Origin of the sequence: Sorangium sp. So ce1335 (assembly GCF_051521615.1) — a bacterium.
GTDB lineage: Bacteria > Myxococcota_A > Polyangia > Polyangiales > Polyangiaceae > Sorangium.
Map to the genome: position 1 here is coordinate 7528688 of NZ_CP150363.1, position 26211 is coordinate 7554898.

At 70.3% G+C, this 26211-nt stretch carries 19 protein-coding genes; 9 read left to right on the plus strand and 10 right to left on the minus strand.

Annotated elements, in window-relative coordinates:
• Window positions 1–323: 323 nt before the first annotated feature.
• Window positions 324–1157: a hypothetical protein gene (locus WMF24_RS27720; protein ID WP_437730408.1), complete on the minus strand. Its 834-nt coding sequence runs from the start codon at window positions 1155–1157 to the stop codon at window positions 324–326.
• A 619-nt stretch (window positions 1158–1776) separates the two neighbouring features.
• Between WMF24_RS27720 and WMF24_RS27725 the strand changes: the two genes are divergently transcribed.
• Window positions 1777–3480, plus strand: a complete 1704-nt coding sequence (locus WMF24_RS27725) for a glycoside hydrolase family 5 protein (protein ID WP_437730409.1) — start codon at window positions 1777–1779, stop codon at window positions 3478–3480.
• A gap of 160 nt (window positions 3481–3640) precedes the next feature.
• Here the strand turns inward: WMF24_RS27725 and WMF24_RS27730 are convergent, their stop codons facing one another.
• Window positions 3641–5335 carry a GH3 auxin-responsive promoter family protein gene (locus WMF24_RS27730; RefSeq protein ID WP_437730410.1) on the minus strand — a complete coding sequence of 565 codons (1695 nt, stop codon included), beginning with the start codon at window positions 5333–5335 and terminating at the stop codon, window positions 3641–3643.
• 233 nt (window positions 5336–5568) lie between these two features.
• Here WMF24_RS27730 and WMF24_RS27735 point away from each other — a divergent pair, with 233 nt between their 5' ends.
• Genes WMF24_RS27735 through WMF24_RS27750 form a run of 4 tightly spaced genes read left to right on the plus strand, consistent with a single transcriptional unit; the run spans window position 5569 to window position 10148 of the window.
• Entirely contained in the window at window positions 5569–7725 is a 2157-nt protein-coding gene (locus WMF24_RS27735) for an ABC transporter substrate-binding protein (protein WP_437730411.1), read from the plus strand.
• Window positions 7722–8690 (plus strand): branched-chain amino acid ABC transporter permease, encoded by a 969-nt coding sequence (locus WMF24_RS27740; RefSeq protein ID WP_437730412.1) that lies wholly within the window; start codon window positions 7722–7724, stop codon window positions 8688–8690. The genes WMF24_RS27735 and WMF24_RS27740 overlap by 4 nt, the downstream gene beginning before the upstream one ends.
• Window positions 8690–9460 carry an ABC transporter ATP-binding protein gene (locus WMF24_RS27745; RefSeq protein ID WP_437738863.1) on the plus strand — a complete coding sequence of 257 codons (771 nt, stop codon included), beginning with the start codon at window positions 8690–8692 and terminating at the stop codon, window positions 9458–9460. Before WMF24_RS27740 ends, WMF24_RS27745 begins: the two co-directional genes overlap by 1 nt.
• The gene (locus WMF24_RS27750; protein ID WP_437730413.1) at window positions 9435–10148 is read left to right on the plus strand and encodes an ABC transporter ATP-binding protein; all 714 of its coding nucleotides are present in this window, start codon (window positions 9435–9437) and stop codon (window positions 10146–10148) included. Before WMF24_RS27745 ends, WMF24_RS27750 begins: the two co-directional genes overlap by 26 nt.
• A gap of 85 nt (window positions 10149–10233) precedes the next feature.
• Here the strand turns inward: WMF24_RS27750 and WMF24_RS27755 are convergent, their stop codons facing one another.
• From WMF24_RS27755 to WMF24_RS27770, 4 genes are all read right to left on the minus strand, one after another.
• The gene (locus WMF24_RS27755; protein ID WP_437730414.1) at window positions 10234–11019 is read right to left on the minus strand and encodes a phytanoyl-CoA dioxygenase family protein; all 786 of its coding nucleotides are present in this window, start codon (window positions 11017–11019) and stop codon (window positions 10234–10236) included.
• 67 nt (window positions 11020–11086) lie between these two features.
• Window positions 11087–11590, minus strand: coding sequence for an SRPBCC family protein (locus tag WMF24_RS27760; protein WP_437730415.1), 504 nt, complete (start codon window positions 11588–11590; stop codon window positions 11087–11089).
• A complete protein-coding gene (locus tag WMF24_RS27765; RefSeq protein WP_437730416.1) occupies window positions 11587–11964 on the minus strand; it encodes a metalloregulator ArsR/SmtB family transcription factor in 378 nt (125 codons plus the stop codon). Before WMF24_RS27765 ends, WMF24_RS27760 begins: the two co-directional genes overlap by 4 nt.
• A gap of 160 nt (window positions 11965–12124) precedes the next feature.
• A complete protein-coding gene (locus tag WMF24_RS27770; RefSeq protein ID WP_437730417.1) occupies window positions 12125–12961 on the minus strand; it encodes an SDR family NAD(P)-dependent oxidoreductase in 837 nt (278 codons plus the stop codon).
• 232 nt (window positions 12962–13193) lie between these two features.
• Between WMF24_RS27770 and WMF24_RS27775 the strand changes: the two genes are divergently transcribed.
• Window positions 13194–13757: a DinB family protein gene (locus WMF24_RS27775; protein ID WP_437730418.1), complete on the plus strand. Its 564-nt coding sequence runs from the start codon at window positions 13194–13196 to the stop codon at window positions 13755–13757.
• Between the two features lie 255 nt (window positions 13758–14012).
• Here the strand turns inward: WMF24_RS27775 and WMF24_RS27780 are convergent, their stop codons facing one another.
• Window positions 14013–14330 (minus strand): hypothetical protein, encoded by a 318-nt coding sequence (locus tag WMF24_RS27780; RefSeq protein WP_437730419.1) that lies wholly within the window; start codon window positions 14328–14330, stop codon window positions 14013–14015.
• Between WMF24_RS27780 and WMF24_RS27785 the strand changes: the two genes are divergently transcribed.
• The gene (locus WMF24_RS27785; RefSeq protein ID WP_437730420.1) at window positions 14305–15231 is read left to right on the plus strand and encodes an endo-1,4-beta-xylanase; all 927 of its coding nucleotides are present in this window, start codon (window positions 14305–14307) and stop codon (window positions 15229–15231) included. The two genes, WMF24_RS27780 and WMF24_RS27785, sit on opposite strands and share 26 nt — an antisense overlap.
• Window positions 15232–15418: 187 nt before the next feature.
• Here WMF24_RS27785 and WMF24_RS27790 read toward each other — a convergent pair whose 3' ends face one another.
• Window positions 15419–20260 (minus strand): trifunctional serine/threonine-protein kinase/ATP-binding protein/sensor histidine kinase, encoded by a 4842-nt coding sequence (locus WMF24_RS27790; protein ID WP_437730421.1) that lies wholly within the window; start codon window positions 20258–20260, stop codon window positions 15419–15421.
• Window positions 20261–20943: 683 nt separating this feature from the next.
• On the opposite strand from WMF24_RS27790, the gene WMF24_RS27795 reads away from it, so the two are divergent.
• A complete protein-coding gene (locus WMF24_RS27795; RefSeq protein WP_437730422.1) occupies window positions 20944–22467 on the plus strand; it encodes a serine/threonine-protein kinase in 1524 nt (507 codons plus the stop codon).
• Between the two features lie 197 nt (window positions 22468–22664).
• Here the strand turns inward: WMF24_RS27795 and WMF24_RS27800 are convergent, their stop codons facing one another.
• Entirely contained in the window at window positions 22665–23846 is a 1182-nt protein-coding gene (locus WMF24_RS27800) for a glycosyl hydrolase family 8 (RefSeq protein WP_437730423.1), read from the minus strand.
• Window positions 23847–24526: 680 nt separating this feature from the next.
• On the opposite strand from WMF24_RS27800, the gene WMF24_RS27805 reads away from it, so the two are divergent.
• Complete coding sequence (locus WMF24_RS27805; RefSeq protein WP_437730424.1) at window positions 24527–24955, plus strand: hypothetical protein; 429 nt, start codon at window positions 24527–24529, stop codon at window positions 24953–24955.
• A 90-nt stretch (window positions 24956–25045) separates the two neighbouring features.
• On the opposite strand, the gene WMF24_RS27810 is transcribed toward WMF24_RS27805, so the two are convergent.
• Window positions 25046–25576 carry a GNAT family N-acetyltransferase gene (locus tag WMF24_RS27810; RefSeq protein WP_437730425.1) on the minus strand — a complete coding sequence of 177 codons (531 nt, stop codon included), beginning with the start codon at window positions 25574–25576 and terminating at the stop codon, window positions 25046–25048.
• Window positions 25577–26211: the final 635 nt, after the last annotated feature.

Genomic DNA, 26211 nt, shown 5'->3' on the forward strand with positions numbered 1-26211 from the left:
GCACGAAGGAGCAGCGTGCCTCGGCGTGTACCGGGGTCAGTCCGCCCCCGAGCGTTCCTGAGTTCGAGGACTATCACGCCGGGATCGCGCCGGGCAAGGGGCAAATAGCGGGTCGCGGCCAGCGGGAGACAGCAGTTATCTATTTGACTTTGCTGATGATTCAGGCCACGCCGGCCGGCGAGCGCCGTCTCATGGACTCTGCACGTCGCGCGGCGCGGCGCATCGCGACGTCACCGATGTGCGACCACCAGCGCGCCTTGCGCTCCCCCTCCCGCCTTGTCCTCGCGAACGCGCCCGAGCCTGCCTGCTCTCGCCGCCGCGGCTCACTCCAGGGGGAACTGCTCCTCGGCCCACGCCCTCCACTCCGGCGGCGCTCGAGTGGCCTCGAGGTAGCGGCGAAGCTGGCTTTCGTCGTCAAGCACCGAGATCCCCCACAGCCGGAACGCGTCGACGTAGCCCATGTCGTCCTCGAACGAGTCCGTGAAGTCGGCGACCTCCAGGCCGAGCTCCCAAGGGGCCTTCACGTGTCCGGCGCAGAGAAAACGGGCGAGCGCGCTGAGCCCCTGCCGAGGGTCGACCGGCCCTGCGTCGCCGCTCTCGAGCGCTCGCGCGCAGGCGCGCCAGCGCCCGGGCACGACGGGCGGCGTCCACCCGCCGGCGCTCCGGAGCGCGGCGACCTGGCGCGACCAGAACCAGAACCCGCGGGTGTCATGGCGGGCCGCGTCCTCGGGCGTCTCGCTGCGCTCCCAGGGCCAGCGCACGCCCTTCTGCTGGCCGAGCCACGTGGTGAAGGCGGCGTCGGGCGCGATGAGGCCTTGTTCGAGGAGCGCGGCGCGGCGCTGGGCCGCCGCCGCCGGCTCGTCCTCATCGCCATCATCGTCTCCGCTCTCATCGGGATAGAGCACGTCGTGAACGGCGTCTGCCCAGCTCACCGGAGCGGGCGGGTGGCGTCTCAGGTAGGCGATGCGGGTCTCGAGGTCGGGGGCGAGCTGCTCGAGAAAGACGCCCCACAGCCCGAGCCAGTCTTCGCCAGCGCCCATCCGCCAGCCGATCGTGTGGCGCTCGTGGTCGGGGAACCGCTCCCATGGTGGAGCGATGTCACCGTGCGGGTCGAGGTGCTCGCGGAGGCGGGCGCGACAGCTCTCTTTCCAGTCCATGACGGCAGCATACCGCGATGCGCCGCCCGCGATGGACCGGCGGTGACGAGGTGAATCTCTTCGACCGCCTGTGTCGTCGGCCTCCGGGAGAGCGGCTCCAGATCATGCTCCCCTCGCCCGCTGAGCCGCCCCCGTTCCCCGCGCCTCCGGATGGTTCTCCTGCTGCCAGAACAGTGCACCCCCGGCGGACTCAGCACGATGACGCTGCGCGTCTGAAAGGACAACGATGCGTCGAATGCAATTCGCGCGGAGAAGTTGAAGCGCTTTCCAAAGTCAAGCGCCCTGTCGAGCCCGTCACGTCCATACAGTAAGACTGGACCCGCAGGCGGAACGAGCCTCCTTATCAAGCGATCCACCCTCGCGGCAAAGGAACGCCAACTCGATAATTTTATCCTCGCGTCGCCGAGGCGCGTCCCATCTTGACCCCTTGTTTCTCGACGGGTAGTGTACAGGCCCGGTTGGCAACCCGTCGGTGTTGCTTGATTGCGAATTCGGGCGGGGTCGACTTCCGAGCGCGACCAGTTGATGATCTTGGACTGGCTTACGGTCGCACCACGGATGTGGTCGCTCGGGACGCGGACCTTGTACTGAATTTGTGCTTAACGAAAAGAGCGAAGCCATGAGAATTCGAGGAAGCCATATCTTCTTGTGTTCCTTTACCCTCGCCGGTCTGATGGCCATCGGCTGCGGCGGCGACAGCTCGAGCGGCGCCACCGGCACCGACCCGTCGGGCGGCACGGGCGGCGCGGGCACGGGGGCTGGCATGCCGACGGGCGGTACCGGCGCGGGCATGCCGGCGGGCGGTACGGGCGGTGCGGGCACGGGCGCGGGCATGCCGACGGGTGGCACCGGCGCAGGCATGCCGACCGGCGGCACGAGCGTCGGCGGCGGCACTCCCGGGGGCCCCACGCCGCCGACCGACGACTCGCCGCCCGGCAAATTCCGGGTCAACCCCGACACCGGCCGCCTGATGGAGGACGGCACGCCGTTCCAGGTTCGCGGCGGCAACTGGTTCGGGCTCGAGGGACAAGACGATCTCGAGCGTCCCGGCGCCATGGAGCTCTTCATCGGCTCGATGTGGTGGTCGAACGCGACCCCGCGCACCATCGAGGACACGATGAAGGAGCTCACGAGCTCTGCGCTGAAGTTCAACACGATCCGGCTCCCCATCGCGCCGCAGACCCTGGTGGCGAATCACAAGGACGGCGACTACAGCATCGAGACGCCCCGGATCAGGAACAACAATCCGGACGTCTACCCGTACGCCAACGCCCGCGCGGCGCTCGAGGACTTCCTCAAGAAGGCCGACGCGAACGGGCTGAAGGTCATCATCGGCATCCACTCCTGCTCGAACCACATCGGCTGGCGCGCGGGCAGGCTCGACGATGCCCCGCCCTACGTGGACAGCGCCCGCGAGAACTACGATTACAAGGCGGACGACTACAACTGCCTCGAGGGCGAGGACGCCTACAACATGGAGAAGTGGCTCGCGGACATCGCCACGATCGCGCGCCTGCCCAAGCAGCTCAATATCGACAACATCATCGGCATCGATTGCTTCAACGAGCCGTGGAAGTACTCCTGGGCCAAGTGGGCGGATATGGCCAAGGCGTGCTACGACGTCATCAAGAGGGAGAACGACGACATGATCGCCGTCGTTCAGGGCGTGTCCGGCAGCTACCAGCCGGAGGGCGCCTCCGGCCTGACGCTGGAGCCGGAGCCCCACGGCGATGAGAACCTCAACCCGAACTGGGGTGAGAACTTCTTCGGGCAGACGGCCTACCCGATCCAGATCCCCAAGAATCGGCTCTGCTTCTCGCCCCACACCTACGGGCCCGCGGTGTTCGTTCAGAAGCAGCACGTCGACCAGTCCAAGCCCGAGTGCGTCGGGCTCGAGGACGAGGCGGCCGCCGCGGCCAAGTGCGGGCTGATCGTGGAGCGGAGCAACGCGGAGGCGGTCGCGAAGCTGAACGCCCAGTGGGACGAGCACTTCGGGTTCCTGCACGACCAGGGCTTCTGCGTGATCACCGGCGAGTTCGGCGGCGTGAAGGACTGGCCGAAGAACGAGATGGATCCGCCGCTCGCCCAGCAGTGGGCGCACCTGCCCGCCGGCAAGCGCTACGACTGGGAGTGGCAGAACATCTACGTCGACTACCTCATCAAGAAGGGGATGACGGACTTCACCTACTGGTCCATCAACCCCGAGTCGGGTGATACGGGTGGTATCTACGAGCACCTGTACACCGATGCCGAGAAGTCGGGCTGGGGCACCTGGACGGGTCTCGACGCGGAGAAGGTCGAGATGCTGGCCCGCCTGAAGTAGACCGAGTCGCGGATCATGAAGACCGCCCGCAGGCCAGGCCTGCGGGCGGTTTCTTTTTTGTGATTCCATCCTCCGGCGGATGGTGGTCCCGGAGGCCAGGGGGCCTTCCCGACGGCGGCGGCGCCGCGCGCCGGGGGACGGGACGAGGCCAGGGAGCCCGTCAGGGTGCGACCGCACGCGCCGGCGCGGCCTCGCGGCGCGCCATCAAGAGCTCCGCGAGCGGGCCCTCGGCCACCACGCGCGGCACCTTCACCTGGCTGGGCGAGGCGCCCCGGCGGGCCAGGAGCTCGCGCAGCTCGCGGAACGTCCCCGGCTGCACGAGGTGGAGCGCGAGCGGCCCGAGGCGCCCCCGGTGTGTGGCGTAGCGCGGGTTTGCCGCGCAGAGCGCGTGGTCGAGCCGCTCGGCGAGCCGCTCGGCGGACGCAGGCCGGCTGCCCTCGGTGAGCTCGACGAAGACCACGTAGCGCCTCGGCGCAGACTCGGCATCTTCCATCGTCGAGAAGTCCACGAGCCCGAGGGCCTCCTTCGACAGCGCCTCGTCCAGGGCGCGGAGAATCGCATGCTCGGACGTCTTCTCCCCGGCGATGTTGAGCAGGCACCCCCGCCGGTGGATGAACTCCACCACCGGCACGCGACGATGGTGGCGCGCGACCTCGATCACGTCGCCCATGCGGTAGCGGTACAGCCCGCCGTGGGTCGTGACGACGATCTCGTACCGTTCCCCCTCGGAGAGCTCGTCGATCCGCCGGACCGAGGGGCGCTGCGCGTCCAGCTCGCCGGCAGGGATGAACTCGTAGAAGGCGGAGCTCGGCAGGAGCGCGTAGACAGGGGCGCCCAGCCCCAGGTTGACGCCGATCATCGCCTCCGAGGACACGTAAAACGGCGAGTAGATGGGGAGCTCGCCGACGTAGCGCGCGAGCTTCTCGGCATAGATCCGGAAGCTGCCGCTCGTGGCGCCCGACACGTGGGAGAGGGCCGGCCAGAGCCGCCGCGCGATGCCGTCGAGACCCCGCTCGAGCTCCTTCGCAACGGCGCGCGCGCGGTCCGGGTGCGGCCGCAGCGCGGCGCGAATCGGCTGCTCGACCTCCGGCGGGAGGGCGATGTCGGGGCGCAGCGCGCCGCGGCCGAGGTCGTCGACGAGCGCGGGCCAGCGCGCCTCGAGCGCCTGGAAGAAATCGAGGAGGCCGGAGGCGAACGGCGCGACGATCACCCCGAGCGCGGGCTGCGCCAGCGCGAACAGCAGGTGCAGGTAGAGCGCGTCGGCCTGGGTCACGACGTGGAAGGCCTGCGGCGGGGAGGCCCAGGCGCCGGGTTGACGCTCGAGCGCGGCGCGCATCATGTAACAGGAGACCGGGCCGGTCGGGAGACCGCCCTCGGTCCGGCCGGTCAGCGCCGCGCTCATCAGCGCCGCCGCGGGCCTGTCCGCCCGCGAGGCGGGGAGCGCCTCGAGCTGGACACCACGACACGCGAGGATCGTTTGCCCGAGCCTGCGCATCGAGAACGCGGTGATCGGGACGAGCTTCTGGGTCCCCGTCGTGCCCGAGGTCAGCGCGAACGAGGTGACCGGATCCGCGGTGAGCACGTTGCGCTCCCCGCGGGCCGCGCGCTCGATATCGGCGCGGAAATCGTCGTAGGTCGCGAGGGGCACGGCCCTCTGGAAGTCCCCTGCGGTCCGGATCGCGCCGAAGCGGTGCCGCCGTCCGAACTCGGTGCCCCGGTGCCGCTTCACGATGTCGAGCAGCAGGCGCTCGTTCACCGCGCCCGCCCGGTAGGCCTGCGCCTCGAAGCGCAGCCTGGCGAGCCGGCAGACGCCGATGAAGGCCGAGTGGAGCAGCGCGGACCGGATCGAGGACATACTGGATCTCCTGGGGACGGCACGAGACCGTGCGGCGATGAAGCAGCCACACTGCGCCAGGTCGAGCGAAGGGAACACAGGCAAAGGGTGTTGTCCAGCCGCCGGCAGCTCCGTTCGCTGTCGATTGGCCGCGATTGCCCGCGATCTCCCTCGATTCCCCCGGGTTACCCGACCTGGGTCGGGTCGCGCGGACTGGATGCGCGCGCCCGGGTGCCGCGGTGTAGGATGCCGCAATGCGAACGCTGGCCCTGTTCCTCCTGACGCTGGCGGCCATCGCGTGGGGCGCGCCCTCCCCTGCGAGCGCGCAGCCCGGCGCGCCCGGCCCGCAGGCGGCGGCTGCCTCGCGGACGGCCATTGTCGGGTTCACGGCGTCGCTGACAGGGAACGTCAACGTCGAGTCGACCCGGCAGACCAACGGCATCAAGATGTGGGTCGACGACGTCAACAAGGCGGGCGGCATCCGCCTCGCCGACGGCAGCGCCGTCACCCTCGACATCAGGTTCTATGATGACGAGAGCAACAAGGACCGCGTCCAGCAGCTCTACACGCGGCTGATCAACGAGGACAGGGCCGATTTCCTGATCAGCCCCTACAGCAGCGGCCTGACCGACGCGGCCGCCGTCATCGCCGAGCAGTATGGCCGCGTCATGGTCACGGCGGGCGCCTCGTCGGATTCGACCCACGACAAGGGCTACTCGCTGGCCTTCATGACCTACACGCCCGCGAGCCGCTACCTGACCGGCGCCTTCGATCTCCTGGCCCACCTCGATCCTTCCGCGAGGAAGGTCGCGATCGTCCACGAGCGGGACAAGTTCTCCACCGACGTCGTCACGGCGGCCAAGGGCTACGGCGAGGGCAAGGGCTACGAGATCGTCCTCTTCGAGGGCTATGCCAGCGGCACCACGGACTTCGCGCCGTTCATCAACCGGATGCCGGGCGACGTGGACGCCATCATGGGCGGCGGCCACTTCGCCGACACGAGCACCTTCGCAAGGCAGCTCGGGGAGAAGGGCATCCAGGCCAAGTTCATCGCGCTGCTCGTCGCCCCGCCCGAGCCGCGGTTCGGGGAGCTCGGCGCGGCGGCGCTCGGCGTGATCGGACCGAGCCAGTGGGAGTCCACGGTGAAATACAGCCCCGAGGCGGCCCGCGCGGCCGGCCTCCCCTGGCACGGCCCGTCGGTGAGCGATTTCGTCGCCCGGTACACGGCGCGCTTCGGCGACACGCCGTCCTACCACGGCGCGGGCGGCTACGCGGCCGGGCTGATCCTCGAGCAGGCCATCGCGCGCGCGGGGTCGCTGGACACCGCGAAGGTCAAGGCGGCGCTCGACGGCACGGACATGCTGACCTTCTTCGGCCACACGAGGTACGACGCGAGCGCGAAGCGGCACGGCCGCCAGCTCGGCCACGAGATGGTCTACATCCAGTGGCAGAAGGACGAGCAGGGCAAGATGGTCAAGCGCGTGATCTGGCCAGAGGACGCCAGCACGGCGAAGCCCCTGTACCCCGCCCGCGAGCAGGCCGCCGCGGGCCCGAGTCAACTGCTGACGTCGCTCGTGGACGGGCTCATGCTCGGGTTCGTGTACGGCCTCGCGGCGATGGGGATGACCCTCATCTGGGGGATCCTGCGCATCATCAACCTGAGCCACGGCGCGGTCATCGCGCTCGGCATGTTCGCCAGCTACTTCCTGTTCACGCACCTCGGGTTGAATCCCTACCTCGGGCTGTTCGCGGTGGCCGCCGCCGGCCTGCTGCTCGGACTGTTGATTTACCCCGTGGCTGTACACCGGGTCGTCCACGCGCCGCACCACCTGACGACGCTGCTGGCCACCTTCGCCGTCAACATGATCTTCATCGGCCTGGGCACGGCGCTCCTCACCACCACGCCGCGCAACATCGATTACTCCCTCGGCACCGCGCGGCTCGGGCCGGTGGCGCTCCCCGGCACGCGCGTCATGGCCGCCTTGATGGCTGTCCTCGTCGCGGCGGCGCTCACCCTGTTCCTCCGCCGCACGCGGCTCGGCAAGGCGATCCGCGCCGTGGCGAGCAACCGCGCCTCGGCGGAGCTGATGGGCATCCCCACCTCCCGCGTGCTCGGGCTCAGCTTCGGGCTCGGGACGATGCTCGCGGCGATCGCCGGCGGGCTCATCGCCACGTTCTTTCCGTTCACCATCCTGAGCGGCGAGTCGTATCAGCTCAAATCGTTCGTCATCGGCGTGCTCGGGGGCCTCGGCAACCCGCTCGGGGCCCTCGCCGGAGGGCTCTTGCTCGGCACGCTGGAGGGGCTCATCCCCGTCTTTCTCCCCGTGAGCTGGGTGCCTGTCGTGGAGTTCGTCCTGTTCGTCCTCGTGCTGCTGCTCCGCCCGAGCGGCCTGTTTGGAGCCCGCGCATGAACGTCCGTCGACACCCCGCCTGCTGGCTGACGCTCCTCCTCGTCGTGGCGCTGGGCGTCCTCCCGCTGGCGACGCGCGGCGACACGCTGCGCGAGACGATGTTCACCCTGCTGACGTTCGTCACGCTCGCCTCCAGCCTCAACCTCCTGCTCGGGTACACGGGTTACGTGAACTTCGGGCACATCGTGTTCTTCGGGCTGGGCGGGTACACCGGCTTTTATCTCCTGAGCCAGCGGGGGGTCTCCCTCTACCTCGCCATGCTCGCCGGCGGCCTCGCCGCCTCCGCGCTGGCGGCCGTCCTCGGCCTCGCGATCCTTCGCCTGCGGGGCGCCTATTTCGCCCTGGCCACGATCGGGATCAACGAGGCGGCGAGGGCGTTCGTCAACAACGCCTCGCTCTTCGGCGGCGCGACGGGCCTGTCGATCAACTTCTCGGTCTACGGGGAGTACGGCGGTCCGGCGAGCGCGCTGTGGCTCACGTACTCCCTTCTCCTCCTGGTGACCGTGGTGGTCGTCGCCGTCAGCTTGCTCGTGAAGCGCTCGCGGTTCGGGCTCGGCCTTCTCAGCATCCGGGAGGACGAGGACGCCGCGCTCGTCATGGGCGTGAACGCGCCGCGGCTCAAGACGCTCGCCTACGTGCTGTCGGCGTTCTTCCCCGGCGTCGTCGGCACGCTCTACTTCTTCAAGAACGGCAACGTCGAGCCGGGCGACGCCTTCCGGCTGCACACCTCCATCGAGACGCTCGTCATGGTGATGCTGGGCGGCGCGGGGACGGCGCTCGGGCCGATCCTGGGGGCGGCCGCGTACGACCGCCTCCGCAGCTTCCTGCTCACGACACCGCTCTTCAAGGATCTCCACCTGGCCTTCGCGGGGGGCGTGCTCTTGCTGATCGTCCTCTTCGTGCCGTCCGGGGTCGTCGGCTGGCTGCGCGCGCGGCTGCCGCGCGCGCGGGGGGTGCTCGAATGATGCTCGAGGTGCAGGGGATATCGAGGCGCTTCGGCGGCCTGCAAGCGCTGAGCGACGTCGCGTTCGGCGTCGAGGAGGGGGAGATCGTCGGCCTCATCGGCCCGAACGGCGCGGGCAAGACGACGCTCTTCAACGTGGTGAGCGGCGTGCACGCGCCGGAGAAGGGCCGTATCATCTTTCGCGGGCAGGACATCACCGGCCTGCCGCCGTACCGCGTGGCGCAGCTCGGGCTGGCCCGCACGTTCCAGATCGTGCGGCCGCTCCACGACCTCACGGTGCGCGAGAACGTGATCCTCGGCGCCTGCTACGGCCGCGAGCGCCACGGCCGCGGCGCTGCGGCGCGCGTGGCGGACGAGGTGCTCGCGCTCGTGGGCCTCGGCGAGCGGGCCGCGCAGCTCGCCGGCAGCCTGAACGTGGCGCAGAAGAAGCGGCTGGAGATGGCCCGCGCCCTCGCGGCGCGGCCGTACCTGCTCCTGCTCGACGAGGTCCTCGCGGGCCTGAACCCCGCCGAGGTGGCGCGGATGATCGACATGATCCGCCACGTCCGCGGTCAGGGGACGACGATCCTGATGATCGAGCACCTCATGCAGGCGATGATGAGCCTCTCCGATCGGATCGTGGTGCTGGACTACGGCAAGCTCATCGCCGCCGGGGAGCCGCGGGAGGTGGCGGCGGATCCGAAGGTGATCGAGGCGTACCTGGGAGACCCGAAGCTCGGGCAGGAGCTCCTGGCAGGAGGCACGGATGGCGGCCGCGCTCGAAGTGAATGATCTGACGACGGGCTACGAGGAGGTGCAGATCCTGTGGGGGGTGAGCCTCCGCCTCGAGCCGGGGAAGCTGACGGCGCTCGTGGGGTCGAACGGGGCTGGCAAGACGACGCTCCTGCGCGCGGTGACAGGGCTGCTCCCGGCGTGGAGCGGCGCCGTCGTCTTCGGCGGCCGCGACGTGACGCGCCTGCCCGCGCACGCCCGCGCCGGCGAGGGCCTCGTGCTGGTGCCGGAGGGGCGGCAGCTGTTCGGCGACATGACGGTCCACGAGAACCTCGAGCTCGGCGCCTTCTCGAAGCGGGCCCAGCCGGGCGCGCGGCGCAACCTGGAGCGCGTGTTCGAGATGTTCCCGCGCCTGGCAGACCGACGTGGCCAGAAGGCGGGCACGCTGAGCGGCGGCGAGCAGCAGATGGTCGCGGTGGCGCGCGGGCTGATGGCCGACCCGAAGGTGCTGATGCTGGACGAGCTGTCGCTGGGCCTCGCGCCCCGCCTGGTGCTCGACCTGTTCGAGTCGCTGCGCCGGCTGAAGGCCGAGGGGCTGACGATGCTCCTCGTCGAGCAGAACGTGGCCATGGCCATGGCGGTGAGCGACTACGCCTATGTGCTGGCGGAGGGGCGCGTCCACCTGGAGGGAGAGGCGAGCGAGCTGGCGCGGAAAGAGGAAGTGCGGCGGGCTTATCTCGGGCTGTGAGCCCGCGTCGGCCCACGCCGCGCGCCGAGACCCCGGATCGATGGAGCGGCAATGGCCACGGTCGGGGCGCCCGGCGTGGCGGCCCTCAGAGATCCCCGCGCAGCGCCCCGCGGATGGCTCGCTCGACGGGTGAGCGCTCCCCGTCCTCGCGTTCGAGCCGCAGCGGCTCGGCCGGGAGCAGGGGCGGCTGGGCCAGGAAGCGCGGGCGGACGCCGCGGTGCGGCTGCGCCGCGTGGACGAGGAACGGATGACACAGGTAGACCGTTCCCGCCTCGCCGGTCGCGAGCACCTGCTGTCGATGCGCCGTCTCCGCGAAGCCGTTCGCGGCCAGCTCACGGAGCGTCAGCCCCTGCTCGCCCGCCGGCGCGAGCTGCCTCGCGATGTCCAGGTGCGACCCGGCCCGGATGCGCGTCGGCGCGTCGGATTCGCCGACATCGGAGAAGAGACACAGCAGGAGCAGCGCGCGGCCGCGCGACGCGACGTTCACGCGCCACGACATGAAGTCCGGGTCCTCGGTGCCGAAGCTCGCGTCGACGTGCCAGCCCGTGTCTCCCGGATCATCGGGCGACGGGAAGCGGATGGGGAACGTGCCGAGCGCGGCCGGCGGTAGCCAGCGCCCGCGGCCGACGAGTTGATCGAACGCGGCCCGGAGCACCGGCGTGCTCGCCGCGTCGACGAACGGCCGCTGGCCGTACATCCCGAGCCGGACGACGGGCTTCGTCCAGGTCCTCGGATCGAGCGGATCGAACCCGGTGTCCCGCCACAGGATGGCGCGGCCCTCGTCGGCGACGCTCCGGGGAAACGCCGCGTCGATCCGCACGAATCCCTCGGTGATGAAGCGCTCGATCTGCGCGTGGCTCAGCTCGGTCATGGCGCGAGCCACCCTATCCAGCCCTCCTCGACGGCGCAAGCCGCCGAGGCGCGGAGCCGTGACCGGGCTACTCCGGCGCGCGAGCGTCCTCCAGGTAATAGGCACGCTGCGACGGATAATAATCGGAGAAATCGGGCAGCGGCTCGCCGAGCCGGGAGGCGACGAGCATGTCGAGGTAGTACTCCCAGCCTGGCCCGGTGTCCCCGGCGAGCCCTGGATCGGTGAGGTGCTGGACGAAGGTGAGCTCGGTGGTCTCCCCCTGCGCCGTGAGCGATAGCTCGCACCGCCAGTCGCCGTGGTCGTCCTTCATCGAGACCGCGAGGCGGCGCGGCGGCTCGCACGCGTCGATCGAGACGTCGCACCACGGCGCCCCCTGCTCGAACCCCATCTGGAGGCGCACCGTCTTGCCGGGCCCCGCCTCTCCTTCCCACAGGCCTATCCAGCGCGCCGTGCTCTCGGGCGCGGTGACGCTCTGCCAGACGTCTTCGATCGGAGCGCGGAAGCTGCGCTTGATCACGAGATCGGCGCCTGTCGCGGTGCCTCGGACGCGGCCGGTGGGTCGGGGGCTCATGCGGACTCCTTCTTTCGTCTGGTGTCGTTGCTGGACGGGGTCTGGGTCGCCGTGCGCCGCTGCCGGCGCACGCGGTGGACCTCGGTCTCGAGCGCGTCGAGCCGGCGGTGCCACGGGCTCTCCGCGCGCAGCTCGCGCAGGAAGGCCTCGAGCTCGGCGAGCGCGCCGAGCTCGATGTGGTACTCGCGCTCGCGGCCGCGCGAGACGTCGCGCACCAGGCCCGCCTCGCGCAGCACGCGCAGGTGCCGGCTGACGGCCGGGCGGCTGACCGGAAACGCGCTCGCGATGGCGCCCGCCGACGCGGTGCGGTCGCGCAACATCCGCAGGATCTCCCGCCGGATCGGATCCGCCAGCGCCTGGGCAACCGCGTCCATCGAGGCGACATGTAACCATGTCGTTACGCATCGGTCAAGCCGCGCGTCGCCGCGGTCGACGGGGCGCGCGGCTGCTCGCCGCGCGCCTGCCCTGGAGAGGCGCTGTCCAGCTACCGCGCGAGCGCTCTCCCGCGGGCCGAGCTCGACCGCTGCCGCCGCGTCACACCCAGGGGATGATCCGACGATGCTGGACGAGCTCGCCGTAGACGGGCGGTGACGCGGCGGGCTGCGTGCAGATCCAGAGGACGTTCTTCGCGGCGTCCGCCGGCGACTGCGCCGACGACATGTCGTCGAACCACGGGCGCGACGCGTCGGTGTCCACGAGCCCGGGGCAGAGCGCGGCGATGACGATCCCGCGCTCTGCCGCCTCGTCCCGCCGCTCTCGCGCGTAGATCTTCATCGACGCGACCTGCGCGATCTTGGACGGGATGTTGATCCACGCTGGCCAGTGGTGGGCTTCGGCCTCGCCGCGCTCGACGAGCTCGACGTACTCGTCCATGACGCGCTCGATGTCCTCGAGGCTTCGCGTCGCAGGGTCGAAGAGGTGGTGGAGCCGCGGGTCCAGCTTGGTCAGGGAGCCGAAGGCGCTCGCGACGACGAGGAGCCGCCCGCCGTCGCGCAGCAGGGGCCCGAAGGCGCGGATCATCCGGGTCGTGCCGTGGTTGTTCGTGTCGATGAACGCGCGGACCTGGGCCGCCTGCGGCCGCTCCTTCACGATGCGCGCGGCCGCGTTCGAGAGCACGATATCGATCCCGCCGTGACGGCGCGCCACGGTCTCCGCGAGCGCCTCGACGCTCGCGTCGTCGGTCACGTCGAGCGGGGCCAGCGACGGCTGCAAGCCCTGCTCGCGCAGGCTCGCCACGGCCGCCTCGCCGCGCGCCGGATCCCGCGCCGCCAGGTAAACGGTGCTGCCCGAAGGCAAATCCTGGCACAGCCGGGCGACCATCGCGTATCCGAGGCCCTGGTTCGCGCCTGTGACGAGTGCTATCTTCGACATGGGTCCTCCTGCTCGCGCGTTCACGAGGAACACGGCGCGTCAGTATTGCCCGGATCCGTCCGTCGGGGTAGCGCTGCCCGGGGCGACCGACGCGGCGCGCGCGTGGATGGGGTCCCTCCGGCTCGGCGGGCTCCTGGCGAAGCGCGCGGGACCGCCACAGCGGCCATGACGGCGGCCTGCGCGGCTGGAGCGGCGGTTACCTGGGCCTCGACGTGATGCTAGCCTGTGGGACATGGAACGCGACAGCACTGAACCGTCGGCAGGGCCCGTGGCCAGCGGGGCGCATGGCTACCTGATCCGGCAGCTCGAGATGGCATGGCAGCTCGCCAGCTATCACCTCGACGGGCTCTCCACCGAAGAGTGCCTGTGGCGCCCCGCCGACGCGGGCTTGCACGTTCATCAGACCGCGAGCGGCGCGTGGCGGGCCGACTGGCCGGAGCACGAGGGGTACGACCTCGGCCCGCCGAGCATCGCGTGGCTGACGTGGCACATGGGATTCTGGTGGTCGATGGTGATCGATCACTCGTTCGGCGACGGAGCTCTGGCCCGCGAGAGCGTGGCGTGGCCCGGCAACGCCGACGACGTGCGCGCGTGGCTCGGCCGGCTACAGGAGCAGTGGCGTGGGGCGCTCGACGAGCTCGACGACGACGCGCTGCGGTCGTCGCGGCGAACACGATGGCCGTTTCAGGACCGTCCGTTCGGCGACGTCGTCGCGTGGGCCAACGTCGAGCTGATGAAGAACGCCGCCGAGATCGGTTACGCACGCTTCCTCCACGCGCGAAGGCCGCGCCGTTAGCGCGGCGGTGCGCGAGGAGGCCCGCCGCGGGGATTGACCTCCAGATTGCGTTTGCCGACCACCCCCAACCTCGACAACACCGCGGCACAATTCTTCCCGATGTAAAACATGAAGTGCAGACGGTTTTTCGAGCCCCGGTTGTGATCACGCCCAGGAGTGGCGGGAATTGTAGGTGTCGAGCCGCATGGCGTGCGTATCGCTGAGCGTGTGTGCTCCGGCCCGCGCCGCCGCCCCTCGGCTCCCTCGCTTCGAGGGTCACAAACTACTCAACTTGCGGATGTGCAACATGGACAAGAACCGTTCTTCTCGTTGGCTGTGCGGCACCACCTGGATCGCGCTCGGCGTCGCGACCCTCTTTGGATGCGCTGGTGGCGACGGCGGGGGTGAGGGGGGCGCGGGCGGCGCCGGGGGAGCCGGCAGCACCGCCAGCTCCAGCTCCACCACCGGCGTCGGCGCGACGACGAGCAGCAGCACATCGGTCACCAGCGGCACCGGAGGCGGTGCGACGAGCAGCTCCTCGAGCGCCAGCACGGGCGAGGGTGGCGGCGTGACGAGCAGCTCGACGACCGGCACCGGCGGAGACGGCGGTGGCGGCGGCGCTTCCAGCGGCGAGAAGTTCGTCGGCAACATCACGACGAACGGCGCCGTGCGCGACGGCTTCGCGAGGTACTGGAACCAGATCACGCCCGAGAACGAGGGCAAGTGGGGCTCCGTCGAGCCGTCCCGCGGGAACAAGAACTGGGCAGCGCTCGACCGGATCTACAAGTACGCGCAGGACAACAACATCATCTTCAAGCACCACGTCTTCGTGTGGGGCAGCCAGCAGCCGGACTGGGTCGGGCGCCTCTCCGGGCAGGAGCAGCAGGCGGCCGTGCGGGACTGGATGAAGCAGTTCTGTGAGCGCTACCCCGACACGAAGTACATCGACGTGGTCAACGAGCCGCCGCCCCACACCACGCCGTCGTACAAGAACGGCATCGGGGGCGACGGCGCCAGCGGCTGGGACTGGATCGTCAACTCCTTCAAGTGGGCTCGCGAGTTCTGCCCGGACGCTGTCTTGATCCTCAACGACTACAACAACATCGAGTACGAGAACGACCACAACAACTTCATGCGGATCGCGAAGGCGGTCATCGACGCGGGCGCCCCGGTCGACGCCCTCGGCGCGCAGGCCCACGACGCCTACAAGATCAACACCAACACGGTGAAGGGCTACATCGACAAGATGGCCTCGCTGGGCAAGCCTGTGTACATCACCGAGTACGACATCGGCCTCGCGGACGACAACCAGCAGAAGCGGGTGATGGAGGAGCAGTTCACGATGTTCTGGAATCACCCCGCCGTCCCCGGCATCACCCTCTGGGGTTACATCGTCGGCACCACGTGGCGCGACAACACCGGCATCCAGCACTCGAACGGCAACATGCGGCCGGCCATGCAGTGGCTGATGGACTTCCTGGACCGCGGCGGCTGACACCACGCTGACGCGATGAGCGCGCGAGCTCCCTCGATGACGGGAGCTCGCGCGCTTTTGTGGCCCCGACCGCTGCCGCGCCTCCTCCCAGCCCCGGCTCGACCTCCTGGAGCTCGCGATACAGGCACTCAGCACCTCGGCGATGACGTCTGCTCACCGGCGCGCCGCGAGCGCCCGCGCGGCGCCGTCAGCCATCGCCAGGCGCGGAGATCGGCAGCGTCACGGTGAACTGGCTCCCCTTCCCCCACTCGCTCTGGACGTCGATGGTGCCCCCGGCGACGTCGACGATCCGCTTGACGATCGCGAGCCCCAGGCCCGTGCCGGTCTCGGGCTTCGTCGAGTAGAAGGAGTCGAAGATCCTCCCCAGGTCCTCTCGCCGGATACCCACGCCGTTGTCCGCCACCTGGATGACGCACGCGTCGCCCTCGACCCTCGCCTTGATCTCGATCACGCCCGCGCCGCCGCGCGGGTACCTCTCGAGGACGGCATCGCGCGCGTTGTTCAGGAGGTTTTGCACCACCGAGTAGCACTGCGTCGGGTCCCCGACGATGCTCAGGGACCCCGCCACATCGGCGCGGATCGAGATGCCAGGGCCATCGGTCGTCTGCCGGAGATCCCCCAGCGCGCTGTCGATCAGCTCGTTCAGGTTGATCGGCTCCGCCGCGCGCTCGCCGTCCGTGACGCTGGAGAGGTCCATGATCTTCTTCGTGATGGCGAGCGCCCGGGTGGTCGCCTTGAACGCGAGCCGCAGCGCGGCGTCGAGCGCCTCCTGGTTCTCGAAGATGTGCTGGAGCCGGTCGGTGATCCGATCCAGCTCCTCGTCGGCGAAGCGCAGGCTGAGCTCCTCGTGCAGCTTGCCGAGCTCCACCCCTGAATCGAAGGTGAGGCTCGGCCGCGACGCCGCCTCGTCCTGCCCGAGCGCCCTCGCGAGCACCAGCTTCGCTCCCGCGAGCGCGTTCCAGATCTCGTGCGCGAAGCCGCCCGCCATCGGCTTCTCGGTCGCCTCGCGCTCCAGGCGGATGAGCTTCGCCTGGGCCTCCCGGAGCTCGGCCGTGCGCTCTCTGCCCCTCTCCTCGAGCCCCGGCCGCATCGTCCGCGCTGGCTCGGCCGCCTCCGCGGCCCGCGGCGCGATCTCGGCGTATTTCTCCCTGAGCTGCGCGACCTTGGCCTCCGCGCCCCACCGCGCATAGCCGTGGAGGGCGTCGGCCATGTACACGCGCGCGATCTTCCTCCGGCCCCTCGCCAGGTGGAACCTGGCGGCGAGCTCGTTCGCCAGCGCCTCGTGGTGCAGGAACTCGCTCTCATGAGCCGCCTGCATCGCCTCCTCGTAGAGATCCATCGCCGTCGCGTCGTCGCCGGAGACGCGCGCGTGCTCGGCGGAGATCAAGAGGAGCTTGTGACGGAAATTCCCCGGGCAGCTGTCCGCCCACACCGCGATGTCCGCCGCGTGGCGCTCGATCTCCCTCGCGTGGCGCGCCTGGTCGTCGGCCGTCGCCGTCGGGTAGAGCGCGAGCATGATCAGGCACGCGTAGAACGGGACCTCGGTCGACATCCACATGTTCGCGAGGTACGGGCGCAGCGGCTCCGCCAGGGCGATGAGCGCGAGGGCGCGCTCGTGATCCTCGTAGAGGAACGCGAGCTGAGCTCTCTGGATATGATAGAACGCCGCCATGAACTCGTGGTTCGGCGCGCTGATCAACGCGTCGAACTCCGCCTCGTCGAAGGCGCCATCGCTCAACGTGTGGTGCCCCTGGGTGCACCCCCGCAGGTTCGCGATCATCTGCCGGGACGACGTCACGATCAGGTTGGACATGACGTCCCTCGTGCGCTGCAGGAACGGGAGGCACCGCTCGATCTCCTCGGAGATCGCGGCGAGCTCGACGCCGTGGCTCAGCCGGTTCGTGACCCCGTGGAAGAGGGAGTAGCTGGCGAACTGGAAATCCCCTGCCTCGATGCCGTCCCGGTGCGCCTGCGAGAGATACGAGAACGACAGGCGGAGCGGCTCCCGGTACGGAGCGATGAAGATCGCGAAGCTCGACTTCACCTTGGACGACACGACGGCGCCGCTCATCTTCTCGTTGAGGTCCATCGCGAGCCTGCCGAACTCGTACGCTTCCGCGTACCGACCCAGCTCGATCAGCACGATCGCGTAGATCAGGTACCCCCAGGCGGAGACCTCCGAGTGGCCGTGCTTCAGCGAGATGTTGGCGTGCTTGACGCACACGAGCGCGTGGAGGGAGGGGTTCGCGCCGAGGATGGCCGCGCTCACGTTCGTCAGGATCGTGAGCGCTGCCCTGTGCTCGGGGTCGGTGAGCTCCGGGGCGTCGAACAGGTCGGTGATCCGGCGGCCCGCGAGGTGGTTCGGCACCTCGGCGAGCTCGGCCTCGAGGGCAGCCTTGATCCGCGCCTCGCCCTCGGGCAGCTCGATCCCGAGCAGCGCGAGCGCCGTCCGGGCGCAGGTCACGGACTCGTCGAACTTCGCGACGGCGTTGAAGAGCAGGAGGCGCTGGGCGTAGACGTGCGCCCGATCGAGGTCGGTCCTGGCGCGGGTCAGGATGAAGTTGAACAGCGACTCGGCCTGCGCGAAGTGGCCGCTCAGGAACTCGCACCCGGCGCGCTCGAGGTGGAGCGCGAACGTGAGCTCGGGGTCCTGGTCCCAGCCCTCCTCACCGAGGAGGGACATCCCGGCCCCGAGGTAGCCGGCGGCCACGTCGTAGGCGGCCGACGCCTTCGCCTTCGTCCCGGCGGTGAGGTTCAGGCGCGCGAGGCTCGCCCGCTCGGCGCGCGAGGAGATCCGCGAGGCGCCGAGGTTCAGGTGGTTCACCGTGTCGAACAGGCGCTCGTCCCGCTCGCCGAGCTCCCGCTGCGCGAGCATCAGGCGCCCGATCCTGAGGTGCAGGTCCTGCTTTCGCTCCCTGTCGATCAGCGAATACGCAGCCTGCTGCACGCGATCGTGCAGGAACCTGTACGAGACATCGATGTCCCCGGGGGTGAGCTCGCCCTCTCCGCTCCGATCGGGCGTGACGTGGAGGAACCGGTACTCCGTGTCCAGGGGAAGGACGATGCTCTCCCGGAGCGCCTCCCAGAGGTCGGCGGCCGTCTCGGCGGGCGTCCGCTCGTCGATCATCGACAGCGTCCGGAGGTCGAACCGGTGGCCGATGCACGCGGCGAGCGTGAGGATCCGCTGCGTGCTCGGCGTGAGCCGGCGGAGCTTCTTCGCCATGAACTCGACGACGTTGTCCGTGATCCCCGCCCTCCGGATGCGCTCGAGATCCCAGCAGAACGAGCCGGAGGACGCGTCGAAGGTGAGGAGGTGGTCCTTGTACAGCGAGACGAGGAACTGATTGATGAAGAAGGGATTCCCCTGGGTCTTGTCGAGGACGAGCTCCGCCAGCGGGGCTGACCGCTCGCGGTCGCAGCCGAGCGCGTCGGCGACGAGCTGATGGATGTCCGGCAGGCGCAGAGGATCGAGGCTGAGCTCGACCATGGTCGTCCCCGCGTTCCGGAGCGCTGCCTTGGCCGCGGAGAGCGGGTGGCTCGCGTCCACCTCGTCGTCGCGGTAGGCGCCGATCACGAGCAGGTGGCCGCGCTCCGGGTCCGACAGGAGCAGCGTGAGGAGCCGGAGCGAGGCGAGATCGGCCCACTGGAGGTCGTCGAGGAAGAGGACCAGCGGCTGGTCGGCAGTGGCAAAGACGCGGAGGAAGCTCTGGAAGACGAGGTTGAGCCGGTTCTGGGACTCGGCCGCACCGAGCTCGGGTACGGGCGGCTGGGGACCGATGATGAGCTCCAGCTCCGGCATGAGCTCGATGAGGACCTGCCCGCTCTGGCCGAGGGCGGTCGCGAGCTTGCGCCGGAGGCGCGTGGGCGGCTCGGCGCGCTCGGTGAGCAGGTGCCGGATGAGGTCCCGGAAGGCCTGCGCGAGCGAGGCGTACGGGACGCTCCGGTTGAACTGGTCGAACTTGCCCGCGATGAAGCGCGCTCGGCGGTCGGCGATGACCTTGTAGAGCTCGCTCACGACCGCCGATTTGCCGATGCCGGCGTGGCCGGAGATCAGCGCGAGCTCGGCGGCGCCCCGGCTCGCGCGCTCCCAGGCGGCGCGGAGCGCCGCGATCTCCGCGTCGCGGCCATAGAGCTTCTGCGGGATGAGCAGCCCGTGGCCGCGGTCGTGCCGGCCGAGCGGGAACGGCGTGATCTCGCCGGTGGCATCGAGCTGGTCCAGGCACTCGCGCAGGTCGGCCCTCAGGCCGTGCGCGCTCTGGTATCGATCCTCCGCCGCCTTGGACAGGAGCTTCATCACGATGTTCGAGACCGCCTCGGGGACTCCGGGCGACAGCGCGTGCGGCGGCGCGGGCTGCCTGGCGAGGTGGCTGTGCAAGAGCTCCAGCGGATCGGTCGCCCGGAAAGGCAGCGCGCCCGTCAGCATCTCGTAGAGGGTGACCCCGAGCGAATACAGGTCCGTGCGGTGATCGAGGGCTCGATTCATCCGCCCGGTCTGCTCAGGAGACATGTAGGGCAGGGTCCCTTCCAGCGCGTCGGGGCTCCGGGCCCGCTGGATCTCCTGGGAGAGGCGCGTGGCGATGCCGAAGTCGATCAGCTTCACCTGGCGCGTGTCCATGCGGACGAGGACGTTGTGCGGCTTGATGTCCTTGTGGATGATGTTGCGCCGGTGGATCGCGTCCATCGCGTCCGCGATGGAATCGGCGATCTGGAGCGAGGCCTTCAGGCCGAGCGACTGCGTCCGGAGGATGTCGCTCAGCGGCTGCTCCTCGACGCTCTCCGTGACGAGCGCGAGGCTCGTGCCCACCCGCTCCAGGCCGTACGCCTTCACCACGCTCGAGAGGTCGAGATCTCTCGTGATCTCGTAGTCGTGCCGGAGCTTGGCGATCTGGCGGGAGGTCGGGTACTCGCTCCTGAAGAGCTTGATCGCCACGGACGCCCGATCCGCGTTCCGGTATCCACGGTAGATGACGGTCTCGACGCCGCTCTGGATCTCGCCCGTGATGGTGTAATGGGGAAGGCTGATCATCATCCTCTCCTACACGCGACCGCCGCGACGGGCGTTTCTGCGGAAGCCGCTCGCGGAGGGGTCGTGGTGGAGGGAGAAGAAGCGAGCTCCGGACAGCGTGGGCACAACGAGCAGGGCGCGGGGAGCCCACGACGCCCCGGCGCAGCGGGCGGAGCCCCGGATACGGTCGTGGATCGCCTTGCCCAAACTCCGATCGCGATCGCGCGCATGTCCGCGGATCGACCGTGGAATCGCTTCCTTGCCCATCTTTTTTGCATAACATCGTCGCGCCATCGGGGTAAATGGACTCGCGGCAGGACTGTAATTCAACCAACGCCGACTCCGGTCGTGCGGGGGGAGTCGAAGAGATGGCGGGGGAGATCGTGCGGAGTGGCGAGATCCTGGCGGGGCTGGCGTCACCGCGGGAGGGCAAGCACGATTGGGACGGCGCGCGACGACGGGCGGACCGGTCAGCGCCGCTGCGGGTGGCGTGCGGAGGGAGATGCCGCGCGCGTCCCTCGCCGCCTCGGGGCTGTCGGTCAGGTGGACATGCGCGGCGGAGCTGCGCCTCGCGGCGCTGTCGTGCGAGCGTGGAGGCGGGCGTGCGCGGGCGGTCCCGGCCATTCGCGGTTCAAAGGATCCGGCATTCGCGATACGCTGCGGACATGTCCCGGCCTCCCACGTCAGGTCGTCAACCCACGGGCACCGTGATCGGCCTGGGACGCGGGGGCGACACGAAGGTCACCGGCGTGCTGCAGCCGCCCTCGTCGAGCCGGCAGCCCGACGCGCCGACGGGGGACGGCGTGCGCGACGCGGTCACGCTCGCCGTGCCGGCGGAGCAGCCCCGTCCAGCGGCTCCGCGCGGCTCCGGCCGGGACAGGGGCCGCGTTCCGCTCGCGCGGGGCCGCGTGGTCGGCGGGCGGTACCGGCTCGCGCATCCGCTCGGCCAGGGCGCCATGGGCGAGGTGTGGCGCGCGCACGACAGCGTCCGGCGCTTCGACGTGGCGCTCAAGTTCCTCGTGCTCCCGCGGCAGAACCTGGCCATCGACGTGATGGAGCGCTTCCGGTTCGAGGCGCAGGTCGCGGCGCAGCTCGGTCGGAAGACCGACCTCATCGTGACGGTGCACGACGCCGGCGAGGATCCGGAGGCAGGTCCGTACCTCGTGATGGAGTACGTGCGCGGCCGTTCGCTCCGGCAGCTCATCCAGGAGCGAGGGCGGGTGCCGGCGGCCGAGATGGCTGCGCTCCTCAGCCAGATCGGTGAGGCGCTCTCGGTGGCGCACGGCCTCGGGATCGTACACCGCGACATCAAGCCGTCGAACATCCTGCTCCGCGAGGGGCGCGACGGGCGCCTGCGCGCGAAGGTCGCGGACTTCGGGATCGCCAAGTGGATCCGCCAGGATCTGCCGGCGGACTTCCCGCGCCAGACGGCGGACGGCGTGGTGCTGGGCACGCCGGCCTACCTCAGCCCGGAGCACACGTGCAACGGGCACGCGGACCCGCAGCTCGACATGTGGGCCCTCGCGGTGGTCGCGCACGTGGCGCTCACGGGCCAGCAGCCGTTCGCCGGCCGCACGATGGCCGACGTGCTCGCCTCGATCCTCGGGAGCGAGCGGCCGCCGCTGGCGACGCTGTGCCCGGGGGCGCCGCCGGAGCTGGAGGCCTGGTTCGCGCGCGCCTTCGCGCTGGATCCAGGAGAGCGATTCCCGTCCATCGAGCCGATGATCGCTGCGTTCGTGGCCGCGGTCGGGAGGTCGGAGGCGCCGACCGCGCGGGCGCCCGCGCCGCCAGCGGCGCCCGCGGCGCCAGCGCGGCGGACGGGGGTCCACCTCGCGGCGGCCGGGGTCATGGTGGCGCTCGGGATGGGGTTGGCGCTCGTCACGGGGCTGCCCTTGAAGCGGGCGGAGGGCGGCGCCGCCGCGCTGAGGGCGGTCGGCGAGGAGGTGCTCGTGACGGCGCGCCGGGCGCCCGTGGCACAGGCGGCGAAGGTGCCGCAGGCGGGGACGTGCTCGACGGGAGGGATGGGTGGGACGGCCACGGCGGCGGCAGGGACCGCGGTGGCAGGGACCGTGGTGGCGCCCCCCTCCGCCGCGACGCCGCTGGAGGCTGCGCCGCGGCCCGCCGCGGCGCGCCAGGTGCGCGCGACGGAGGCGCCGCGGGGCACCGGCGAGGCGCTCCCGCCGCGGCAGCGCGCGACCGATGCGGGCACGCGGAAGAGCGCGATCTTCTGAGCGGCCATCTCACCTGGACCAGACCGCTCGACCTGGGTCGGGTGTGCCGGCGCAATCTGGGTCAGGTCAACCCAGGTCCCCCAACCCGGGTCCGGTATGCCGCAACCCGGGTCGGGTATGCCGCCACAACCCGGGTCGGGTATGCCGCCACCGGAACGCGCTGGGAGGCTGACAGCGGTGCCGCTGCCTGAGCCCGATCACGGCGTCATCCAGTTGCGCGAGACGCACAGCATGGACAGCAGCTTGATCGTGTCACCGTAGTAATCTTCGACGGGGCCGGCGGCGGTGATGTGGTTCCACAGGCTGTCGAGCCACGCCTGACCACCGGAGTCCGCGGTTGCTGCGACAGCGAACGGCGCGATGAAGACCATGTCGCTGTAGGGCTCGATCGCGCGGCCGTCGAGGTAGTAGCCGGCGCGGATGTTGCTCGGGTTGCCCCGCGTCTTGCCGCGGATCCAGCGGCTGATCCTGCCGACCGCGTCGCGCGAGCGCGCGTCGCCGCTGATGGCCGCGTCGATGCCGAGGCGCCACGGCACGCGGGCCGCATTCCAGGAATACCTGCCGTCGTGCGGCGCCTCGAGGAAGTTGGCGGCGGCGGGGCGAGGCGTCGTGTGCGTGTTGACGATGAAGTCGGGCAGCAGGCCCGTCGCGCTGGCGTGGCTGTTCTGCATCGTCGCGATCAACGCCTGGTGCGCGCTGAGCACCTGCGACCAGTCGGTGCCGGCGCGGCCGATGAAGCTGCGGAAGTGCCCGAGCATCCAGTCGGAGCTGCGCGTGGCGTAATAATACGTCGTGTCCTCCGGCCACTTGGCCCAGTCGCCGAGGTTGACCAGCCGCGTGGTCGGGTTGACATTGCTCGCGGCGATCGCCTTGAGCACGCGGGTCGCCTCGGAGGCGTAGTCGATCGCGCCGCCGGAGCCCCACTGCGCGTGCGCGAGCAGCAGCGCGTAGGCGATGTCGAGGTCGCCGTCCGTGGCCGAGTCGTGATCGAGGATGTCGTGGCAACTGGCGTCCTGCGCCCACGCCATCAGATCGGGGTTGTTCTGGCTGGGATGACGGCGGTTGTAGCGGTGCAATCCGTCGAAGATCGTCCGGGCCTGCGCGTCCTGCCCGGCCATCATCACGGCGATGAGCATGCCGTAGCCCTGGCCCTCAGACACGACGTGGGCGCCGTCGCCGGTGCTGGCCCGGATGCGGTATTCGTCCGGCTGGCACCCGGCTTCGACGTAGCGACTCTTCCACTGCCAATAAAAATCTGCCGTCGCGCTATCCGCGGCGGCCTGCCCCGCCGAGACGCGCAAGGTCGACGCGTGATAGGGCTGATGGTGGCTGCCGAACGGGTGATTCTGGGCCTGTGCGCTGCCGGCGATGCCGAGCAAGGTCAGCGCCAGCCCTTGCAGGACCCGCTTCAGCGGTCCGGTTCGCCTTGACCGCGTGGCCGATGAGGAAGATGGGGACATGCGAGCAACCTCCAGGTGATGACGAGTTACGCGTTGATCGAGAGATCACAGCAGGAGAGGCGCTTGCTCTGCGGACAGACCGTCCATGGATGTCCCGTCATGGCCGCAAGCTCTCCTCGCGGGAAGCGCCGCCCGTATTCCGATGTTCAACCGGGATGTGCGCGCCCGGCCGTCTCGAGTGCAAAAGCTCGGACAGACGCGCCGCAGGGGTGCCATTTCCACGACGGGCTCCCCTGCGCCTTGAATGGTGCGAGGCAGCCCGGTCCTTCGCGAAATCGTCAGCGGGAGGGTATCCGGATCGCGACGGCCGGCCCCTCAGGCACGGACCGGCGCCCGTAGAGGGCGCGCGCCGCCGCGGCGCCAGGGCCGGGAGCACGTCGTGTCAGTGGCTCGATCGCACAGCCACGCTGCACGCGGAATGAGCGATGAAGCCTTTTGCGATCCGCCGGCATGAGAAAGCGACGTCAGCTCATGAATCGATCCGCGCATCGGAGAGGCCGCATCGACGTCGCGGCCGTGTGGGCGCTCGTACCGAGATCGCCGCGATCGCCGGCGGCGGTTGGCGCCCACAGCTCGGCTCGTGTACGAGAGCGTGCGTCATGTCCAGGTACCGCAGCGAGATCGAGGTGGTGCGGCTCAACATCCAGGAGCTCGAGGAGCGGCTGCGCCGCGTCCGCGCGCAGCAGATCGTCGTCGAGGCGGGCGCGAACCTCGGTCCCCTCGCCCACCGTCCGTTCAGCCGGGTCATGTACCGCCTCGGCCGGGCGCTCGGGCGGCGGCTGAGCAGGCGCCCGGGCGGGTCCGCGCACGAGCTCGCGGCGGCGAAGGCGCGCCTCGTCTGGCTTGAACAGCGGGTCGCAGCGGCCGAGGCGGCGCTCTCGAGGGCGATGCAGGAGTCCGCAGCGCGGGCTCAGACCAGCGACGCTCTCCCGGAGTCGGGCCCTGCCCTGGCGTCGCCGGGCGACACGCCCGAACGCAGCCTGCCGTACACGCTGGGCCGGACGCTCGGACGGCTACGCCGGCGCTGATCCGGCGCCGCGCCCTCGTCCGCTGGCCGGCGTGGCAGCCAGCGCGTCGGGTCGCGACGCGCGGCCCTCACGCAGGCCGCACACCACCCATCAATCGGCCAGCTCTCGATAAAACACCGTGGTGCTGCACAGCCCACCGCGCGGCAAGAGCGCATAGCCGGGAATCACGCCGCAGCGCTGCCACCCCAGGCGGGCGTACAGACGCTCGGCGTCGCTGCCGGTGACGGTGTCCAGCACCAGCAGCGTCCTGCCCGCCTCGCGCGCGGCCGCTTCGGCGGCCCGCACGAGCGCCTCACCCAGGCCGCGGCGGCGCGCGCGGCGGTGCACCTGTAGCTTGGCCACGTCGGCGCGGTGCGGCTGGTTGTCGGGCATGGTCAAGACGACCTGCACCGTGCCCATGATGCCTGCGGACTCCACGTCTTCGGCCACCAGCACGACGCGCTCTCCACGCTCGGCGCTGGCCAGCGTGTTCTGCCAGAAGGCGAGCGCCCTGGCGCGCGGCAGCGGGTGCATGAAGCCGACCGACGCGCCACCCTCCACGCAGTCCATCAGCACGTCGGCAAGCGCCTCGGCCACCGCCGGGTCGGCGGTGGCGCGGCGGATGCGAAAGGAGTCGGTCATGAGAGCCTCTCGCTCGTGAGGATATCCATGGCACTTACTCCGTCCACGCTGGCGCGGCAAGATGCCATCCAGGCCGGTCAGCCTGTCGTGCGCGACTCGGGCTCTTCGCCTCGATCCGCCCGCGCGTCGACGCCCATGGACTGGGCTCGTCGCGCACTGGCCCCGTGGACCGCCACGATGCGGTCCCGGTTGATCGAGCCAACCCGTCGTGCCAGATCGTCGGCGATGGCCTTCGCGCGTGACAGATCGACGGAGGTGACGCAGGACGAGCCGCTCGAAGGCGCTCCACGCCGCGCAAGCACAGGCGGCACTGCATTTGCTACTGCGACTGACGCGCTGTGACGCTCGCTCGCTGCCTCGCGCTCGGACTGGGGATGGCCGTGGCCATCGCGGTGGTCGCGTGGGTCGCGCGACGCTCGGGCGCTGCGACCACCTCTGCCAGACACCGCTCGATCCCCTCGGCGGCCCCCTCCGCCCCGTCGGCGCCCGAGCGACCAGCCTTTCGCGCAAGCCAGCACGACGCAACGCCCGCGCCGATTCCGCCGGCGCCCGGTGCGCCTCCCCTCCAGCAGCCGGCGCTGACGGCGCGGGAGCCGGAACACCAGAGCCCGCCGGAGCGCACGGCTTCCCACGTC